General features: G+C 62.4%; 16 protein-coding genes. 9 read left to right on the forward strand and 7 right to left on the reverse strand.

What is annotated here, in order from left to right; translation table 11 throughout:
* Positions 1 to 35 precede the first annotated feature (35 nt).
* The 4 genes from AC4PTT_RS13800 to AC4PTT_RS13815 all read right to left on the reverse strand — a co-directional run bounded on the left by AC4PTT_RS13800 (position 36) and on the right by AC4PTT_RS13815 (position 2,777).
* On the reverse strand, positions 36 to 251 hold the full coding sequence (locus tag AC4PTT_RS13800) for a hypothetical protein (RefSeq protein ID WP_317561050.1): 216 nt from the start codon (positions 249 to 251) through the stop codon (positions 36 to 38).
* 153 nt (positions 252 to 404) lie between these two features.
* A complete protein-coding gene (gene hdaA / locus AC4PTT_RS13805; protein WP_113154747.1) occupies positions 405 to 1,082 on the reverse strand; it encodes a DnaA regulatory inactivator HdaA in 678 nt (225 codons plus the stop codon).
* 11 nt (positions 1,083 to 1,093) lie between these two features.
* On the reverse strand, positions 1,094 to 2,254 hold the full coding sequence (locus AC4PTT_RS13810) for an AI-2E family transporter (protein WP_328850064.1): 1,161 nt from the start codon (positions 2,252 to 2,254) through the stop codon (positions 1,094 to 1,096).
* On the reverse strand, positions 2,220 to 2,777 hold the full coding sequence (locus tag AC4PTT_RS13815) for a CDP-alcohol phosphatidyltransferase family protein (protein ID WP_113154745.1): 558 nt from the start codon (positions 2,775 to 2,777) through the stop codon (positions 2,220 to 2,222). Before AC4PTT_RS13815 ends, AC4PTT_RS13810 begins: the two co-directional genes overlap by 35 nt.
* Before the next feature lie 205 nt (positions 2,778 to 2,982).
* Here AC4PTT_RS13815 and purM point away from each other — a divergent pair, with 205 nt between their 5' ends.
* Genes purM through AC4PTT_RS13830 form a run of 3 tightly spaced genes read left to right on the forward strand, consistent with a single transcriptional unit; the run spans position 2,983 to position 5,154 of the window.
* Positions 2,983 to 4,050, forward strand: a complete 1,068-nt coding sequence (purM, locus tag AC4PTT_RS13820; RefSeq protein ID WP_113154744.1) for a phosphoribosylformylglycinamidine cyclo-ligase — start codon at positions 2,983 to 2,985, stop codon at positions 4,048 to 4,050.
* Positions 4,047 to 4,721, forward strand: coding sequence for a phosphoribosylglycinamide formyltransferase (gene purN / locus AC4PTT_RS13825; RefSeq protein ID WP_113154743.1), 675 nt, complete (start codon positions 4,047 to 4,049; stop codon positions 4,719 to 4,721). Before purM ends, purN begins: the two co-directional genes overlap by 4 nt.
* A gap of 10 nt (positions 4,722 to 4,731) precedes the next feature.
* On the forward strand, positions 4,732 to 5,154 hold the full coding sequence (locus AC4PTT_RS13830) for a DUF1801 domain-containing protein (protein ID WP_492161464.1): 423 nt from the start codon (positions 4,732 to 4,734) through the stop codon (positions 5,152 to 5,154).
* 299 nt (positions 5,155 to 5,453) lie between these two features.
* Here AC4PTT_RS13830 and AC4PTT_RS13835 read toward each other — a convergent pair whose 3' ends face one another.
* A complete protein-coding gene (locus tag AC4PTT_RS13835; RefSeq protein ID WP_492161465.1) occupies positions 5,454 to 7,556 on the reverse strand; it encodes a molybdopterin-containing oxidoreductase family protein in 2,103 nt (700 codons plus the stop codon).
* An 84-nt stretch (positions 7,557 to 7,640) separates the two neighbouring features.
* Here AC4PTT_RS13835 and AC4PTT_RS13840 point away from each other — a divergent pair, with 84 nt between their 5' ends.
* From AC4PTT_RS13840 to AC4PTT_RS13850, 3 genes are all read left to right on the forward strand, one after another.
* Positions 7,641 to 8,489 carry a 23S rRNA (adenine(2030)-N(6))-methyltransferase RlmJ gene (locus AC4PTT_RS13840; RefSeq protein ID WP_492161466.1) on the forward strand — a complete coding sequence of 283 codons (849 nt, stop codon included), beginning with the start codon at positions 7,641 to 7,643 and terminating at the stop codon, positions 8,487 to 8,489.
* 81 nt (positions 8,490 to 8,570) lie between these two features.
* Positions 8,571 to 9,008 (forward strand): hypothetical protein, encoded by a 438-nt coding sequence (locus AC4PTT_RS13845; RefSeq protein ID WP_113154739.1) that lies wholly within the window; start codon positions 8,571 to 8,573, stop codon positions 9,006 to 9,008.
* Between the two features lie 23 nt (positions 9,009 to 9,031).
* Positions 9,032 to 9,703, forward strand: coding sequence for a ribonuclease T2 family protein (locus tag AC4PTT_RS13850; RefSeq protein ID WP_206554714.1), 672 nt, complete (start codon positions 9,032 to 9,034; stop codon positions 9,701 to 9,703).
* A 66-nt stretch (positions 9,704 to 9,769) separates the two neighbouring features.
* Here AC4PTT_RS13850 and AC4PTT_RS13855 read toward each other — a convergent pair whose 3' ends face one another.
* Entirely contained in the window at positions 9,770 to 10,441 is a 672-nt protein-coding gene (locus tag AC4PTT_RS13855) for an outer membrane protein (protein WP_113154737.1), read from the reverse strand.
* Positions 10,442 to 10,743: 302 nt separating this feature from the next.
* On the opposite strand from AC4PTT_RS13855, the gene AC4PTT_RS13860 reads away from it, so the two are divergent.
* A complete protein-coding gene (locus AC4PTT_RS13860; protein ID WP_206546660.1) occupies positions 10,744 to 11,685 on the forward strand; it encodes a calcium/sodium antiporter in 942 nt (313 codons plus the stop codon).
* Between the two features lie 168 nt (positions 11,686 to 11,853).
* Here the strand turns inward: AC4PTT_RS13860 and AC4PTT_RS13865 are convergent, their stop codons facing one another.
* Positions 11,854 to 12,507 carry an outer membrane protein gene (locus tag AC4PTT_RS13865; RefSeq protein WP_113154736.1) on the reverse strand — a complete coding sequence of 218 codons (654 nt, stop codon included), beginning with the start codon at positions 12,505 to 12,507 and terminating at the stop codon, positions 11,854 to 11,856.
* 324 nt (positions 12,508 to 12,831) lie between these two features.
* Between AC4PTT_RS13865 and AC4PTT_RS13870 the strand changes: the two genes are divergently transcribed.
* Both AC4PTT_RS13870 and uvrC read left to right on the forward strand, forming a co-directional pair.
* Positions 12,832 to 13,596, forward strand: a complete 765-nt coding sequence (locus tag AC4PTT_RS13870) for an SDR family oxidoreductase (protein WP_206546658.1) — start codon at positions 12,832 to 12,834, stop codon at positions 13,594 to 13,596.
* Positions 13,593 to 15,584 carry an excinuclease ABC subunit UvrC gene (gene uvrC / locus AC4PTT_RS13875; RefSeq protein WP_492161467.1) on the forward strand — a complete coding sequence of 664 codons (1,992 nt, stop codon included), beginning with the start codon at positions 13,593 to 13,595 and terminating at the stop codon, positions 15,582 to 15,584. Before AC4PTT_RS13870 ends, uvrC begins: the two co-directional genes overlap by 4 nt.
* The last annotated feature ends 166 nt before the right edge of the window (positions 15,585 to 15,750 follow it).

The following is a 15,750-nucleotide window of genomic DNA, read 5'->3' on the forward strand; positions in this document are numbered from 1 at the left end:
GGGGCAAGCCCCGGGCACCGTCCGCGCACAATTCATCATTCGGCCGGCTTCGGTGTCTCGATGGTCACCTTTTCGGGCACATCGATGTTGATGCCGCCATTTCCGCCGTCACCGATAAAGCCGCCGAAGAAGAGGAAACCGCCCAGAATCAGCGCCACGATCAGGCCGCCGGCGATAAACCAGCCTGCCCCGCCGCCACCGCCGCCTCCGGTGGTCACAACGGTCGTGCGTTCTTTCTGTTCATGGTCCATCTGGCGCTCCTTCGCGTGTTGGTTCGCTTCGGGGGAACAAACCAACAGGGGCGCAAATGGTTCCCACGCCGGCTGCGCGGCGCGCAAAGCCATTGATGGAACAGCGCTGTCACCAGGAGGCCGATTTCCACGTGCGGCGCAAATGGTCCGGCTTCAGGAAGCCTTTGCCTCAAGCGCGTTGATCACCTCGGCTGCCAGCGGCCTTGTGATGCGCGTCTTGCGCTCCAGCGCGGCGCGGTCGATGGCGTCGACGGCGCTGATCGCGCTCGAAAGCGAGCGCTCGATGCGGCGCACCAGAAACTGCACCACATGCGGCTCCACATCCACCTGCCGGTCGGCGAAAAGCTTGGTGATGACGCCGGCAAGCAGCATGTCGTCGGGCTCGTCGATCTCGACGGTCGCAGCCGCCTTGAGACGCGACAGAAGATCCGGCAACTTCACGCCCCACGCGCCGGGAAAGCTGCGCGCGGTGAGAAGCATGGGCTGTCCGCCGGCGCGCGCCGCATTGATCAGGTGAAAAAGACCGTTCTCGTCCACCGGGCCACGATCAGCGTTGTCGATCAGGATCGGCCGCTCCCCGGCCAGCTCGATGGCCTCCGCGCCAATGCCATCGGACGCGATGACGGCGGCATCCGCCTCCTCGCACCAGATGGCCGCCAGATGCGATTTTCCGCTGCCGGCGGGGCCTGCAAGGATCACCACCGGCGCGGGCCAGGACGGCCAGTTCTCGATCAGCGCCGCCGCGCGCGCATTGGCGGGCGTCACCACGAGATCATCGCGTGTCAGCGCTTCTCCGGAAGGCAGGTCTAGCGGAAGCTGGCGGGAAGGCATTTCTTGTCGTCCTAGGATTCGGGCGTATTGCCCGGCTTCTGATGCCCGCTATAGAGCGGCGAAGCGAGATATTGCTTGATCGCAAAACGCACGAGCACGGCCACCGCCGCAGCCGCAGGAACGGCGATCAGAAGGCCTGCAAAGCCGAACAGATAACCAAAGGCGAACAGCGCGAACATCAGCCAGACAGGATGCAGGCCCACGCTCTTGCCCACCAGTTTGGGCTGCAGGATGTTGCCTTCGAGAAACTGGCCGGAGAAGAAGATTGCGGCCACCGCCAGCACCCACCACCATTCCGGCCAGAACTGCACCACGGCAATGCCGATGGACAGGCCGAAGCCGACCAGCGAGCCGACATAGGGAATGAAGCTGATAAGGCCGGCGAACAGACCGATCAGCAGGCCGAAATTGAGCCCGACCAGCGAAAGGCCGACCGCATAGAAGACGCCGAGAATAAGACACAGCGTGCCCTGCCCGCGCACGAACCCTGCAGTCGCCACATTGATGTCGCGGGCGATCTGGCGCACCGTTTCCACATGGTCGCGCGGCACCCAGCTGTCCACCTTTTCCACCATGCGGTCCCAGTCGAGCAGCATGTAGAAGGCAACCACCGGCGTGACCACGAAAAGGCTCGCCACGTTGACGATGGCGACACCCGAACTCCACACGGATTTGAACAGCGTGCCCAGGAAGCTTGTGCCCTGCGCCAGGATGGAGGTCAGGTTTTCGCGCAGCGCTTCCGTCTCGCCGTTCAGCAGGCTGTCGACCCATTTCGGCTCCAGCCGGATCATCAGCTCATGAAGGCGTGTGAGATATTCCGGCAGGCGGCTGGCGAAATCCGCAAGCTGCTTGCCAAGCACCGGCACCACAATCATCAGCCCGACCGCCAAAACGACCACGAAGCCGATCAGGATCACCACCGTGGCCGAGGTGCGCGACAGGCCCATGCGCTCCAGCCGGTCGGCGACCGGGTCCAGAAAATAGGCCAGAACCATGCCGGCGAGGAAAGGCAGCAGGATCGAGCTGAACACGTAGAGGAACAGCACAAGCGCCAGCGCCGCCAACAGCCAGAAGGCAATGTTGCGTATCAATGGCGGGCGTTGGGGCGAGCGGGCGACCGCAGGCCCAGCGTTGCTGTCAGTGTCCTTCGGCGTCACTTTCTGCGTATCCACTCATGTGCTTGATCCAGGCGATGAGATAGGCCGCTCCGGAAGCCACGGTCAAGAGGCCGGTGGCCACGATCAGCCACAGTCGCACGGCACCGGAACTATATCCAAAGGCAAGTTCGGCCAGCACGAGAAGCGCCAGCAATATCTGCGCCAGCGTGTTGGCCTTGGAGACGAACAGCGGCTTCATGGCCACGGGATGCCCCATCACATTGGCCAACAGCACGCCGCCAATGATCAGCGCATCGCGCGACACCACGGCGATCACCAGCCACAGGGGCAGTTCCATCATGTAGCCCAGCACGACAAAGACGCTGACCAGCAGCAGCTTGTCGGCAATCGGGTCCAGATAAGCGCCCAGTTCCGTGCGCTGGTTGAAATGGCGCGCAATGAAACCGTCCACGCCATCGGAAATGCCGGCGATCAGGAACCCGGCAAACGCCCAGCCATTGTCACCGGTCAGAAGCGCAAACACCACACCCGGCACCAGAATAAAGCGCATCAATGTTATGACGTTGGGTATCGTCATGGTTCCTACTCCAGCCTCGCGCCCGTCTCGCGCCTCCTATCGGACCATTGCGGCCAGACCACGTTTCGGCGCACACTTATCGCAGGCTTTCTCAGATTGTGGGAGAGCCCCGCGCTTTCAATAGGCCGGCTTGTTGATATCTCGCGCCTTGCGGAAGCGCCGCCTTCATGCAAGAAGCCCAGAAAAACGCGGCGGCGAGAACGATATGGCTCAGGAACCCAAGAACGGCCTTACCTACGCGGATGCGGGCGTCGACATCGATGCGGGCAGCCGGCTGGTGGACAAGATCAAGCCCATGGTGCGCGCGACGCGCCGTCCGGGCGCTGACAGCGAGATCGGCGGCTTTGGCGGCCTGTTCGACCTCAAGGCGGCGGGCTTCACCGACCCGGTGCTGGTGGCTGCCAATGATGGCGTCGGCACCAAGCTCAAGATTGCCATCGAAGCGGACAAGCACGATACGGTCGGCATCGACCTTGTGGCCATGTGCGTGAACGATCTGGTCGTTCAGGGCGCAGAACCCCTCTTCTTCCTCGACTATTTCGCCACCGGCAAACTCGATCCCGATCAGGGCGCGGCCATCGTTTCGGGCATTGCGGAAGGCTGCAAGCAGGCCGGCTGTGCGCTGATCGGCGGCGAAACGGCGGAAATGCCCGGCATGTATCACGGTGATGATTACGATCTCGCCGGCTTCGCCGTGGGCGCGGCCGAGCGTGGCAGGCTTCTGCCCACCGGCGACATTGCCGAGGGCGACGTTCTGCTCGGCCTCGCCTCCTCCGGCGTCCATTCCAACGGTTTCTCGCTTGTGCGCCGCATCGTTTCCGATGCCGGGCTCGAATGGAGCGACAAGGCTCCCTTCGCCCCCGGGCAGACGCTCGGCGAGGCGCTGCTGGAGCCGACGCGCATCTACGTCAAATCCCTGCTCGCGACGCTGAAAGCCGCCTGGGGCATCAAGGCGCTTGCCCATATCACCGGTGGCGGGTTTCCTGAAAACCTGCCGCGCGTTCTGCCTGATCATCTGGCAGCGGAGATCGACCTCGATGCGATCGACGTGCCGCCGGTCTTCTCCTGGCTTGCCGGGACGGGCGGCGTTGCCGAGCGCGAGATGCTTTCCACCTTCAACTGCGGCATCGGCATGGTTGTTGCCGTGGCTGCCGATGAGGCCGCCCAGATCGCTGCCCTGCTTCAGGAAGCGGGCGAGAGCGTCACCATGCTCGGCCAGATCGTGCCGCGTCAGGCAGCCGGCGTTACCTATCGCGGTGAACTCGACCTATGACCAGGCGCGCGCGCAAACGGGTTGCGATCCTCATCTCCGGCCGCGGCTCGAACATGGCAGCGCTGGTTGCCGCTGCCATCGACCCTGCCTTTCCCGCCGAGATCGTTGGTGTCATCTCCAACCGCGCCGATGCGCGCGGCCTCGAGATCGCCGAAACCCACAGCATCCCCACCAGGGTTGTGCCTTCGCGCGAGTATGACGGTCGTGCAGCGCATGACGCGGCAATCCACGAGGCGCTGACCGAACTGAAGGCCGAAATCGTCTGCCTTGCCGGTTACATGCGCCTTCTGACACCGGAATTCGTTCAGAAGTGGAAAGGCCGGATGATCAACATCCACCCGGCCCTTCTGCCCAGTTTCCGCGGGCTCGACACCCATGCCCGGGCGCTCGCAAATGGCGTGCGCGTTCATGGCTGCACCGTTCATTTCGTCACGCCGGAAATGGATGAGGGACCGATCATCGCGCAGGCAGCCGTGCCGGTTCTGAGCAACGACACCGAGGAAACGCTGGGCGCGCGCGTGCTCAAGGTGGAGCACCGTCTCTATCCGCTGGCGCTTCGCTACCTCGTTGAAGGCAAGGTGCGCATGTCCGGCGGCGCAGCCGTATTCTCCGGCGTCGACGAGGAACGCGGCGATCTCGCCATCGTGTCACCCGGCCAGCGCCGGGACTGAGGGCGGCAGGTTGAGCGCAACCGAACCTCCCTTCCCTTCGCCTGCCATCGCGGCTGCCTTTGCAGCCTTTCCCGATGCCGTTCGGCCGCAATTGCTTCACGTCCGTGAACTGATCTTCGAGACGGCCCGTCACACCGCAGGCATTGGCCGGATCGAGGAAACGCTGAAATGGGGCCAGCCCGCCTATCTGACGCCGGAGACCAGGTCCGGCAGCACGATCCGGCTGGGCATTCCCAAATCTCCGTCAGATGGCTGGGCGCTTTTCGTCCACTGCCAGACATCGCTCATCCGGCAATTCCGCGAGCACTATCCCGACCGCTTCACTTTCGAAGGCAACCGCGCACTGCTATTCCGGCCTGACGAAGTGATTCCGGAAGACGCCCTAAGCCATTGTCTTGCCTTGGCATTGACCTATCACCAGAAGCGCTCCTGACGTTCAAGCTGTGCGTGGTTCGACAGGCTCACCATGAGGGCGTGTGTTGCTTGTTGAACGAGGGAGGGCGTTGCTTGTCAAACCCGGCGCAACGCGTTTGTTCAAGGCTCTCCGCCAGCCACCACTCCCCCCCCCCCAGCCACCACTTGATTCATGGTGAGCCTGTCGAACCACGCAGCACGTTCATGCAATGAGATGTTGTGCGCGTGGCGTTTGGATGGGCGCCGGGCCACCCAGAAACACGGACGAAGCCAGTGCATTGAGCGGCTTCGTCCTTTCTGACAGGTCTGAAAAACGCTTCAGACGGCCCGCACCCAGACCTTCGTGTCATGGAACGCTGCGCCGCCGTAAGGTGCGATGGAATCGGCTCCCGTCAGCACGTTGATGCCCTCACCGCGTTCATGAGCGATGTTCGGCCAGATGCCCTCGGCGATCACCACGCCGCGCCGCACGCCATCGAACAGCTTGACGTGAAGCACAACATCGCCGCGCTGATTGCCGATTTCCACGCGGTCTCCGACAGAAAGCCCAAGCCCGGCGGCGTCGTCGGGATGCAGCATCAGTTCCGGGCGTCCTTCCCGTTTGATCGAGCCCGGCGTCTCCGTAAAGCTCGAATTCAGGAAGGTGCGCGCGGGCGAAGTGGCGAGCCTGAAGGGATGCTCGGGATCGGCCGTCTCGATGAAATCCATATGGTCGGGGAATTCCGGCATACGCTGATGCGGCCCCTGCAATCCGATGGATGCGGGCGGACGATTGGGCGCGGGCGTGCCGGTCCAGTCCGGGCGGAAACGGAACTTGCCATCCGGATGACCGAACCCGTTGACGAAATGCGCCGTGTCGAAATCCGGCTGCACATCGGCCCAGCGCTCTTCCTTGAGACTGTCGAAATCACCGAGGCCACGGCGCTCCAGCATCCAGTCCACATGCGCACGCGCGGAGAGCCCGAAGCCGGGCTGATCGGCAACGCCGAGGCGTTTTGCCAGTTCTTCGATGACAAAGATGTTCTCGCGCGCCTCGCCCGGCGCATCCACCAGTTTGGGGCCGAGCACGATGTGCTGGTGGCCGCCGCCGCGATAGATGTCGTCATGCTCCAGGAACATGGTGGCCGGCAGAACCACATCGGCAAGCTTCGCCGTGTCGGTCATGAACTGCTCGTGCACACAGGTGAAGAGATCTTCGCGCAGGAAGCCCTCTTTCACCAGCCGTTGCTCCGGCGCGATGTTGGCCGGATTGGTGTTCTGGATCAGAAGCGCGGTGACCGGCGGGCCGCCACGCAGCGCCTCTTCATCATTGGTGAGAATGCGGCCGATCTGCGATTGATCGAGCGAGCGGATCGCGGGATCGCGCAGCGCCTCGCCCTCGATCAGTGACTTGTCCAGCCGAAAGATCGATGAATTGGAGTGGAACGCGCCACCACCCTCATATTGCCAGCAGCCGGTGACGGCGGCGACAGACAGGGCAGCGTGCATGTTCACCACGCCGTTGCGATTGCGCGTAAAGCCGTAGCCGAGGCGGAAAAAGGTGCGCTTCGTCTCACCCACCAGCCGTGCGAAGGTCTCGATTTCCTCCACCGAAAGGCCTGTGATGGCAGACGCCCATTCGGGCGTGCGCGTTGCAAGATGCGCCTCGAGCCCGGCGGGGTCATCCGTGTATTTTGCGAGAAATGCCCGGTCCGCCAGCCCTTCACGGAAGAGAACATGCATCGTCGCGCAGGCAAGCGCGGCGTCCGTTCCCGGCTTAAGGACGAGGCCGATATCCGCCTGTTTCATCGTGGCGTTGTCGTAGACGTCGATCACCACGATCTTCGCGCCGCGCTCCTTGCGCGCGCGGATCGCGTGCGTCATCACATTGACCTGTGTGGCAACCGCATTGGTGCCCCAGATCACCACGCAGTCGGATTTGGCCATCTCGCGCGGATCGGGACCACGCAGATCGCCCGCCCCCATCACGAAACCCGTCCATGCCGCATTGGTGCAGACCGTGCCGAAGAAGCCCGAATAGCGCTTGGCGTGGCGCAGCCTGTCGATGGAGTCGCGCTGCACAAGCCCCATCGTCCCGGCATAGTAGTAAGGCCAGATGGCCTCGCTTCCATGCTTTTCCTCGGCCTTGAGGAAGGCTTCCGCCACCAGATCGAGCGCGGCGTCCCAGCTCGCTTCCTTCCAGTTGCCCTCACCCTTCGCGCCCGAACGCACCCGTGGCTTCAAAAGCCGGTCCGGGTGATGGATACGCTCCGAATAGCGCGCCACCTTGGCGCAGATCACGCCGGCGGTGTAGCTATTGTCCTTCGCGCCGTAAACGCGACCGATGCGACCGTCCTTCACCTCAACGTCGAGCGCACAGGTCGAGGGGCAGTCATGCGGGCAGGCCGAATGTCCGATATGGATGTTTGCGTGTGTGTTCATGGCGGGGACACTAGCGATTTTCTCTGCACACGCGTAGAGCCAGTTTTCAGAAAATCAGGTGCAAACGCCACCGAAGCGGGAAACATGAACTATCGTCACGCCTATCACGCCGGAAACTTTGCGGATGTGGTCAAACACGCAGTGCTGGCGCGCATCGTCGAATATCTGAAGCGCAAGGACAAAGCCTTTCGCGTCATCGACACCCATGCCGGCATCGGCCTCTATGACCTTTCTTCCGAGGAGGCGCAGAAGACGGGTGAATGGCAGGGCGGCATCGGACGGCTGATGGAGGCTTCGCTCGACGCTGAAACCGCCAGCCTTTTGAATCCCTTGCTCGATGCCGTTCACGCAGTGAATCAGGAAGGCGGCATCCAGCGCTATCCGGGCTCGCCCCGCGTCACACGCCACCTCCTGCGCAAACAGGACCGCCTGACCGCCGTCGAGCTGCACCCGCAGGACGCCGCCCGTCTGAAAGAGGAATTCGCCGGCGATTTCCAGACGCGCGTGATCGAGCTAGACGGCTGGCTGGCGCTCGGCGCGCATCTGCCGCCCAAGGAGAAGCGTGGACTGGTCCTCATTGACCCGCCCTTCGAGCAGGAAGGCGAGTTCACACGCATCGCGGCCAGGCTTCAGAAAGCACATGCGCGTTGGCCGGGCGGCATCTATGCCATCTGGTACCCGATCAAGGACCACAGGGCGGTCGACGCCTTCCGCAAGACGCTTGCCGACAGCGGCATCGCCGATGTGATCGACATCCGACTGGAGCTGCGCGCGCCCTCATCCGAACCGCGCCTCGACGGCACGGGAATGATCATCGTCAACCCGCCCTTCGTGCTGCAGAAGGAAATGGAAACCGTCCTGCCGCCGCTCGCCAGCATACTCGGCGACAATGGCAAGGGACTCTGGAGCATCGAAAGGCTGGCGGCAGAATGACCCGCCCGCGCTTGACCCCGAAGACGGGCTGGCGCAAAACTCTACGCATTACACGGTAACACTCATCCGGGAGACAGTCTCATGGCGCGCTTCAAGGCTCTGGCAGCCAGCCTCGCCGCAATTTTCGCCACCGCATTCATTCCAATGCAGGCGCAAGCGGCCGATCCGGTTGGCGCCTATGGCGCGACCGGTGATGTCTGCGCGGATGCGGGCGTCCAGTCGACGATCCAGAAGCGTTTTCGCTATCAGGTCACCCACGTACCGAATCTGCCGAATGTCGACATCGTCGATTTCCACGGCGCCTATCAGACCCGCTACAACCCGTCTTCGGCAGACAGCCCCATCGAGCGGCGCTATTGCCGTGCGACGGCACGCCTCTCCGACGGACGCGACCGCGCCATCTGGTATCTGGTCGAATACGGTCAGGGCTTTGCCGGCCTCGGCAACAATGTGGAGTTTTGCGTTTCCGGCTTCGACCGCTGGAACGTCTATGACGGCGGCTGCCGCGTTCTGCGATAGGCAATTCAGTTCCGGGGCAATCCATGCGCATTGGCAAACGGCTGCGGGCCGCAGCTTTCGCCTGTCTGATTCTGTCAGGGGCTGCGCCGGCGCTTGCCGGCGAGCGCGGCGCGCCGACTGGGGTGTTCGACTTCTACGTCTTGTCTCTGAGCTGGTCGCCCAGCTATTGCGCCGCTGAAGGCGCAGACGCGAACCGGCAGCAATGCGGGCGCGAGCGTCCCTATGCCTTCGTTGTCCACGGTCTGTGGCCGCAATATGAGGATGGCTATCCGGAGTATTGCCGCTCCAAACGCCCGCAGCGCGTGCCCAACGCGCTGGTAGACCGCTATCGCGACATCATGCCATCCGCCGGCCTGATGGGGCACCAGTGGCGCAAGCACGGCATGTGCACGGGCGTTGCGCAGGAAGACTATTTCGCCCTCACCCGCAAGGCGCGTGAGCGCGTAGAGACGCCGCCCGCATTCAGAAACCTGGAAAAACCGGTGATGGTCTCGCCTGAGGCCGTGGAGGAGGCTTTCCTTGCCGCCAATCCGGGGCTGGAGAAGGATGCGATCGCGGTCACCTGCGACAGGCGCTATCTGCGCGAGGTGCGCATCTGCATGACGAAGGACATGGAATTCCGCGCCTGCGAAGCGGTGGACCGCAAGGACTGCCGCAGCAAGCGCGTTCTCCTGCCCCCGGCCCGCGGCAGATAAAGAAGCGGCGGATAAAGAAAAAGCCGGGCGCATGGCCCGGCTTTTCCCGATTGCTCTTCAGTTCGATTAGAACTGCATACCAAGGCCGAACATGACCTTGTTGGAGCTGTCGCTGACGTCCTGTGCACCGCTGCCGGTGTTGAACGTCTCGCTGCCGAACTTCGTGTAGCGATACTCGACGCGACCGAAGACGCGCTCGGTCAGCTTGGCGTCGACACCTGCGCCGGCCGTCCAGCCGAGCATGGTGTTGGTGTCGGAACCGGCTGCATCGGAAACCTTCAGGCGCTCTGCAGCACCACCTGCCGTACCGTAGATCAGGATGTTGTCGGTCGCGGCAACACCAAGACGTGCGCGCAGCGTACCGTCGACGCCACCCTTGGATTCGACACCGGCATTGGTGCCCTTCATGCCGTTGTAACCGACATCACCTTCGACACCGTAGACAAAGCTACCGGACTGGAAGTTCCAACCGGCAAAGCCGTTGCCGACGAAGCCATCGGTGCCGATGTCGTTGCCGACGACCGGCTGGTTGGCGGAGGTTTCGCCAGAGAAGCCGTAGCCGAGTGCGATACCGGCGTAGCCGCCTTCCCAATTGTTGATCGGGGTGGAGATCACCGGCGCTGCGGGCGGTGCCGGCGGCTGCTCGATGACCGCATCGGCTGCATTGGCAACGCCTGCGACTGCGACAAAACCAACGGCTGCGGCCGTCGACAGAATGACGTTCTTATGGGCTTTCATGGTCCATACTCCTTAAGCCACTAGCATTTTCAAAGCTGTGGTCGTCCCTCTTGAGCATCATGCCCGTAAAACGCACCACGCTGGCGAGGCCAGGAACCTTGGGAGGAAGCTATCCCGACGTCGCATGCCCTTATCTGGGCGTGAAATGAGGCTGAACGTGCCCCAAAAATAGGTCTTTCGGGGGCGCCAATGAGGCGGAAAATTGACGTTGCAATTTGGCAACAGAATTATTTCCGGGCCTTGGGGGCCGACAGGTGAGCACCTATATACCGCGAGAAATCGCGGATCACATGGGGACATTCATGCTTTTCAGTCTGCTTATACTGGCAGTCGGCGTCACGCTTCTATTCTTCGCAGGCGACATCTTTGTGAAGGGTGCAGTCGGCCTTGCCGAGAATCTCGGAATTTCCCCTCTCATCATCGGCTTGACCGTGGTGGCGTTCGGAACCTCCGCCCCTGAACTTTTCACATCCGTGCAGGCTGCGCTTTCCGGCGCGCCTGGCCTTGCCGTCGGCAACGTGGTTGGCTCCAACATCGCCAATGTGCTTCTGGTGCTGGGCGTGCCAGCGCTCATCTACCCCGTCATCTCCAATGAGAAGGGGCTGCGCCGCAATCTGGTCGCCATGCTGGGTACGACGGCAGTTTTCATGTGGATGCTTGCGGGGGGCGTCATCACCCGGCTTGAAGGCGCTGCACTCTTCGCAGGTCTTTGCGCCTTCATCGCCTGGCAGATTTACGATGCGAGAAGCAGCGGGGCTCCGGAAAACCATGACTTCCATGACGATATCGGGGAAGCACCGCATGACCGCAAACGGGTCATCATCTATCTTGTTGCCGGCGTCGTCGGCCTCCCCATCGCCGCGCAGCTGACTGTTGCCGGCGCCGTGCGGATTGCTGAGAGCTTCGGTGTCAGCGACGCCGCCATCGGCCTGACCATTGTCGCCATTGGCACTTCGCTGCCCGAGCTCGCAACCAGCGTGGCCGCAGCAATCAAGCGTCAGTCGACGATGGCGCTGGGCAACATTGTCGGCTCGAACATCTTCAACATCGCATGCATCATGGGACTGACGGCGCTGATCACACCGGTCGCCGTCGATCCGCGCATCATTTCCGTCGACATGTGGGTAATGCTGGGCGCGAGCCTTGCGCTGGCGCTTCTGGGTTTCCTGCGCCTGCCAGCCGGAAAGGCGGTTGGCGGCGCAATGCTGGCGGCGTTCGCCGGATACATCGCCACCGTGTTCTAGATCGCGGTCTTCTGGTTCGCGGCCTTCCGGATCGCGGCCTTCCGGATCGCGGCTTTCGGGATCGCGCATGTCCAGCGACGAAAAGAAAATGATGAAGCCGGCCTCGCGCCGGCTTCATCTCTATTTAAGGACCAGATCAATACATCTGGCCTGACTTTGATCGGGTGATCAGAAGCGCACGCCGAGGCCGATGCGAAACTCGTTCATGCCGCCAGAGAGCTTTGCGGGACCGCCTGCCGTTTCGAAGGTGTTGCTCCCGATGCTGCCGATATTCGTGTAGCGATACTCGCCACGGGCAAACACCTTGTCCGTCAGCGCCACGTCAGCGCCGACACCTGCCGTCCAGCCGGTAAGCATCCTGGAATCCGACACACTGCCGTCCTTTACGCTGTAGCGCCCGGCAGCCAGACCGGCGGCCGTGTAGATCAGCAGGCGGTCATTGACCGCGTAACCAAGGCGTCCGCGAACCGCACCATTGACACCGCCCTTGATGTCAGCGCCCAGGCTGGAAGCCTTCAGGCCGTTATAGCCGAGCTCGCCCTCGACACCGTAAACAACTTTGCCTGTCTGGGCATTGTAGCCAGCGAACACGCCACCGATATAGTCAGTGCTCGTCTTTGCGTCCCCGTCCTCATCGCCACGTGTGCGAACCACGCCGGACGTGGCGCCCAGATAGGTGCCTTCCCAACCGGGAAGCTGAATGACGGGATCCGGTGCTGCATTCGAACCCGAAAGGTCGGCAGCCAGGGCCGGACCAATGCCCATGGCGACTGCCAACACGGCAACCATGGTGCTCAAGCGAAGGATAAAACTCGATTTCATGAAATTTTCCCGTTTATAAAACAAAACATACGTAAACAATCTTCTTAACCTGAAGACAGCCCTCCATCATTTCCAATCTTGTCCGAATTTTGGCACCCTTCGGAAATTTCAGTTACATGTACGAATACGTAAACAACAGAAAATCAGCCTTATAATTCTTAGTCATCAAAACCAAAATCCCTGGCCTTTGCCCTCTCTGTCAGGAGAATACGCATGTCGCGGCTACGGGGTTGGAGACGCGCCTCATTCGGCCTAAATGACATCATGGAAATTCAGCTTTCAGACGCACAGGATTCGCGGCTGAATGACATGGACGGGAGCGACATGGCACAGACCAATGGAACGGCACTGATTACCGGCGGCGCAAAACGCATCGGCGCGGCCATCGCGCGCGATCTGGGCCGTCACGGCTTTTCCGTCGCCATCCATTGCAGCCATTCGCGCGACGCTGCCGACCGGCTCGCCGCCGAAATCATCGAGGCAGGCGGACGGGCCGCCGTTCTGCAGGCCGACCTGCGTGATGGCAAGGCGACACGGGCGCTGATCGGCCAGACAGAAGAGGCGCTGGGCCTGCCGTCCATCGTGATCAACAATGCCTCGATCTTCGAGGATGATGCAGTCTCCGACTTTACCGACGAAGGCTGGGACGCCCATTTCGACCTTCACGTCAAAGCCCCTGCGCTGATCGCGCAGGCGCTGACACAGGCTTTGCCCGACGATGCGCAGGCCCTGATCGTCAACATGATCGACCAGCGCGTATGGCGACTGAACCCGCGCTTCTTCAGCTACACGCTTTCCAAATCCGCGCTCTGGACCGCGACACGCACCATGGCGCAGGCGCTTGGCCCGAACATCCGCGTCAACGCCATCGGCCCCGGCCCCACCCTGCCCAACCAGCGCCAGCAGCAGGAAGATTTCGACCGTCAGACCGACGGCCTCATTCTGGGGCGCGCGCCGGATCTGGACGATTTCGGCCGCACGGTGCGCTATCTCTGGGAGACGCGCTCGATCACCGGCCAGATGATCGCGCTCGACGGCGGCCAGCACCTGGCCTGGGAAACGCCTGACGTGGCGGGAGTGCCCGAGTGAACGCCAAAACCGTCCTCAAGGAGACTGCCCTCAAGGAACCGGCAAACCTCGCCCTCGACTGGGACAGCGGCGAGACCACCGATGGCGTGGTCGGCATCGAGGTCATCCAGTCTGCGGTAAAGCGGCTACCGAACGCACCCGGCGTCTACCGGATGATGAACGCCGAGGGCGATGTTCTCTATGTGGGCAAGGCCCGCAGCCTGAAGAAGCGCGTCACCAACTACGCGCAGGGGCGCGGCCACACCAACCGCATTGGCCGGATGGTGCGCGAAACGGCGTCGATGGAGTTCGTGGTCACGCGAACGGAAACCGAAGCGCTGCTTCTGGAAGCCAATCTGATCAAGCGTCTGCGCCCGCGTTTCAACGTGCTGCTGCGCGACGACAAATCGTTTCCCTATATCCTGCTCACCGGCGACCATTCCGCGCCCGGCATCTTCAAGCATCGCGGCGCGCGCTCCAAGAAGGGCGATTATTTCGGCCCCTTCGCCTCCGCCGGCGCCGTCAGCCGCACCATCAACTCGCTGCAACGCGCCTTTTTGCTGCGCACCTGCACGGATTCCGTGTTCGAAAGCCGCACCCGCCCCTGCCTGCTCTATCAGATCAAGCGTTGCTCCGGCCCCTGCACCGGCGAAATCAGCGAAGCCGATTACGGCGAACTTGTTTCGGAAGCGAAGGCTTTCCTCTCCGGTCGCTCCAGCAGGGTGAAGGCGGAGATCGCCAAATCCATGCAGGAAGCCTCCGAGGCGCTCGATTTCGAGCGTGCCGCGATCTATCGCGACCGGCTTTCCGCCCTTAGCCACGTGCAGAGCCATCAGGGCATCAACCCGCAGGGTGTTGAGGAAGCCGATGTGTTCGCCATCCATCAGGAAGGCGGGCAGAACTGCATTCAGGTCTTCTTCTTCCGCACCGGGCAGAACTGGGGCAACCGCGCCTATTTCCCCAAGGCGGACCCGGCGCTTGAGGCCAATGAGGTGCTCGGCGCGTTCCTCGCCCAGTTCTATGACGACAAGCCCTGCCCGCGCATGGTGCTTCTGTCGCATGAAGTCGAAGAGCAGGAACTTCTCACCGAGGCGCTTTCCACCCGCGCCGGCCGCAAGGTTCAGGTGCTTTGCCCGCAGCGCGGCGAGAAGAAGGACCTGACCGACCACGCGCTTCAAAACGCCCGCGAGGCGCTTGGACGGCGACTGGCGGAAACCTCTTCGCAGGCGCGCCTGATGGAGGGGTTTGCCGAAACCTTCGGACTGGAAGAAGCCCCGCGCCGCATCGAGGTCTACGACAACTCGCACATCATGGGCACCAACGCGGTGGGCGGCATGATCGTCGCCGGAGCGGAAGGCTTCGCCAAGAACCAGTATCGCAAGTTCAACATCCGTTCGACCGACATCACCCCCGGCGATGACTACGGCATGATGCGCGAGGTGATGCAGAGGCGCTTCTCCCGCCTCATCAAGGAGAACGGTCTCCCGATTGCCGGGGACGCACAGAAGACCGGTGATGACGAGGCCGACGCTCCCGAGATGGCGGACATGCCCGCCTGGCCCGATGTCATTCTGATCGATGGTGGTCAGGGACAGCTGGCGGCCGCCGCGCAGATCCTCGGGGAACTCGGCATCACGGAAATGGTGACAGCCATCGGCGTCGCCAAGGGCGTCGACCGCGATGCCGGACGCGAGCGCTTCTTCATGGCCGGCAAAAGCTCGTTCACCCTGCCGGTGCGTGATCCCGTGCTTTATTTCATCCAGCGGCTGCGCGACGAGGCGCACCGTTTCGCCATCGGCTCGCACAGGGCGCGCCGCAAGAAGGAGATGGTGAAGAACCCGCTTAATGAGATCAGCGGCATCGGCCCCGGCCGCAAGCGCGCATTGCTGCATCACTTCGGCACGGCCAAGGCTGTCAGCCGCGCCGGCATTGATGACCTGATCGCCGTGGACGGCATCTCCGAGGCAATTGCCCGCCAGATCTACAATCATTTCCACGAAAACGGCTGAAGCGGCGTTCTTTCGTCGCGGTTACCCCGGTTGGCGCTTGCCGTTCGCTCCCGGTTCTGATTTGACAGGTAACGATTGGTATTTGCCAGTCGAGCCCGACGGGCGTGTGTTCGTCGTGTCCTCGCGCTTGGGACGCGGTGATTTTAAAATCAATGGGTTGGAATGT

This window comes from Nitratireductor sp. WH36-1 (assembly GCF_058725515.1).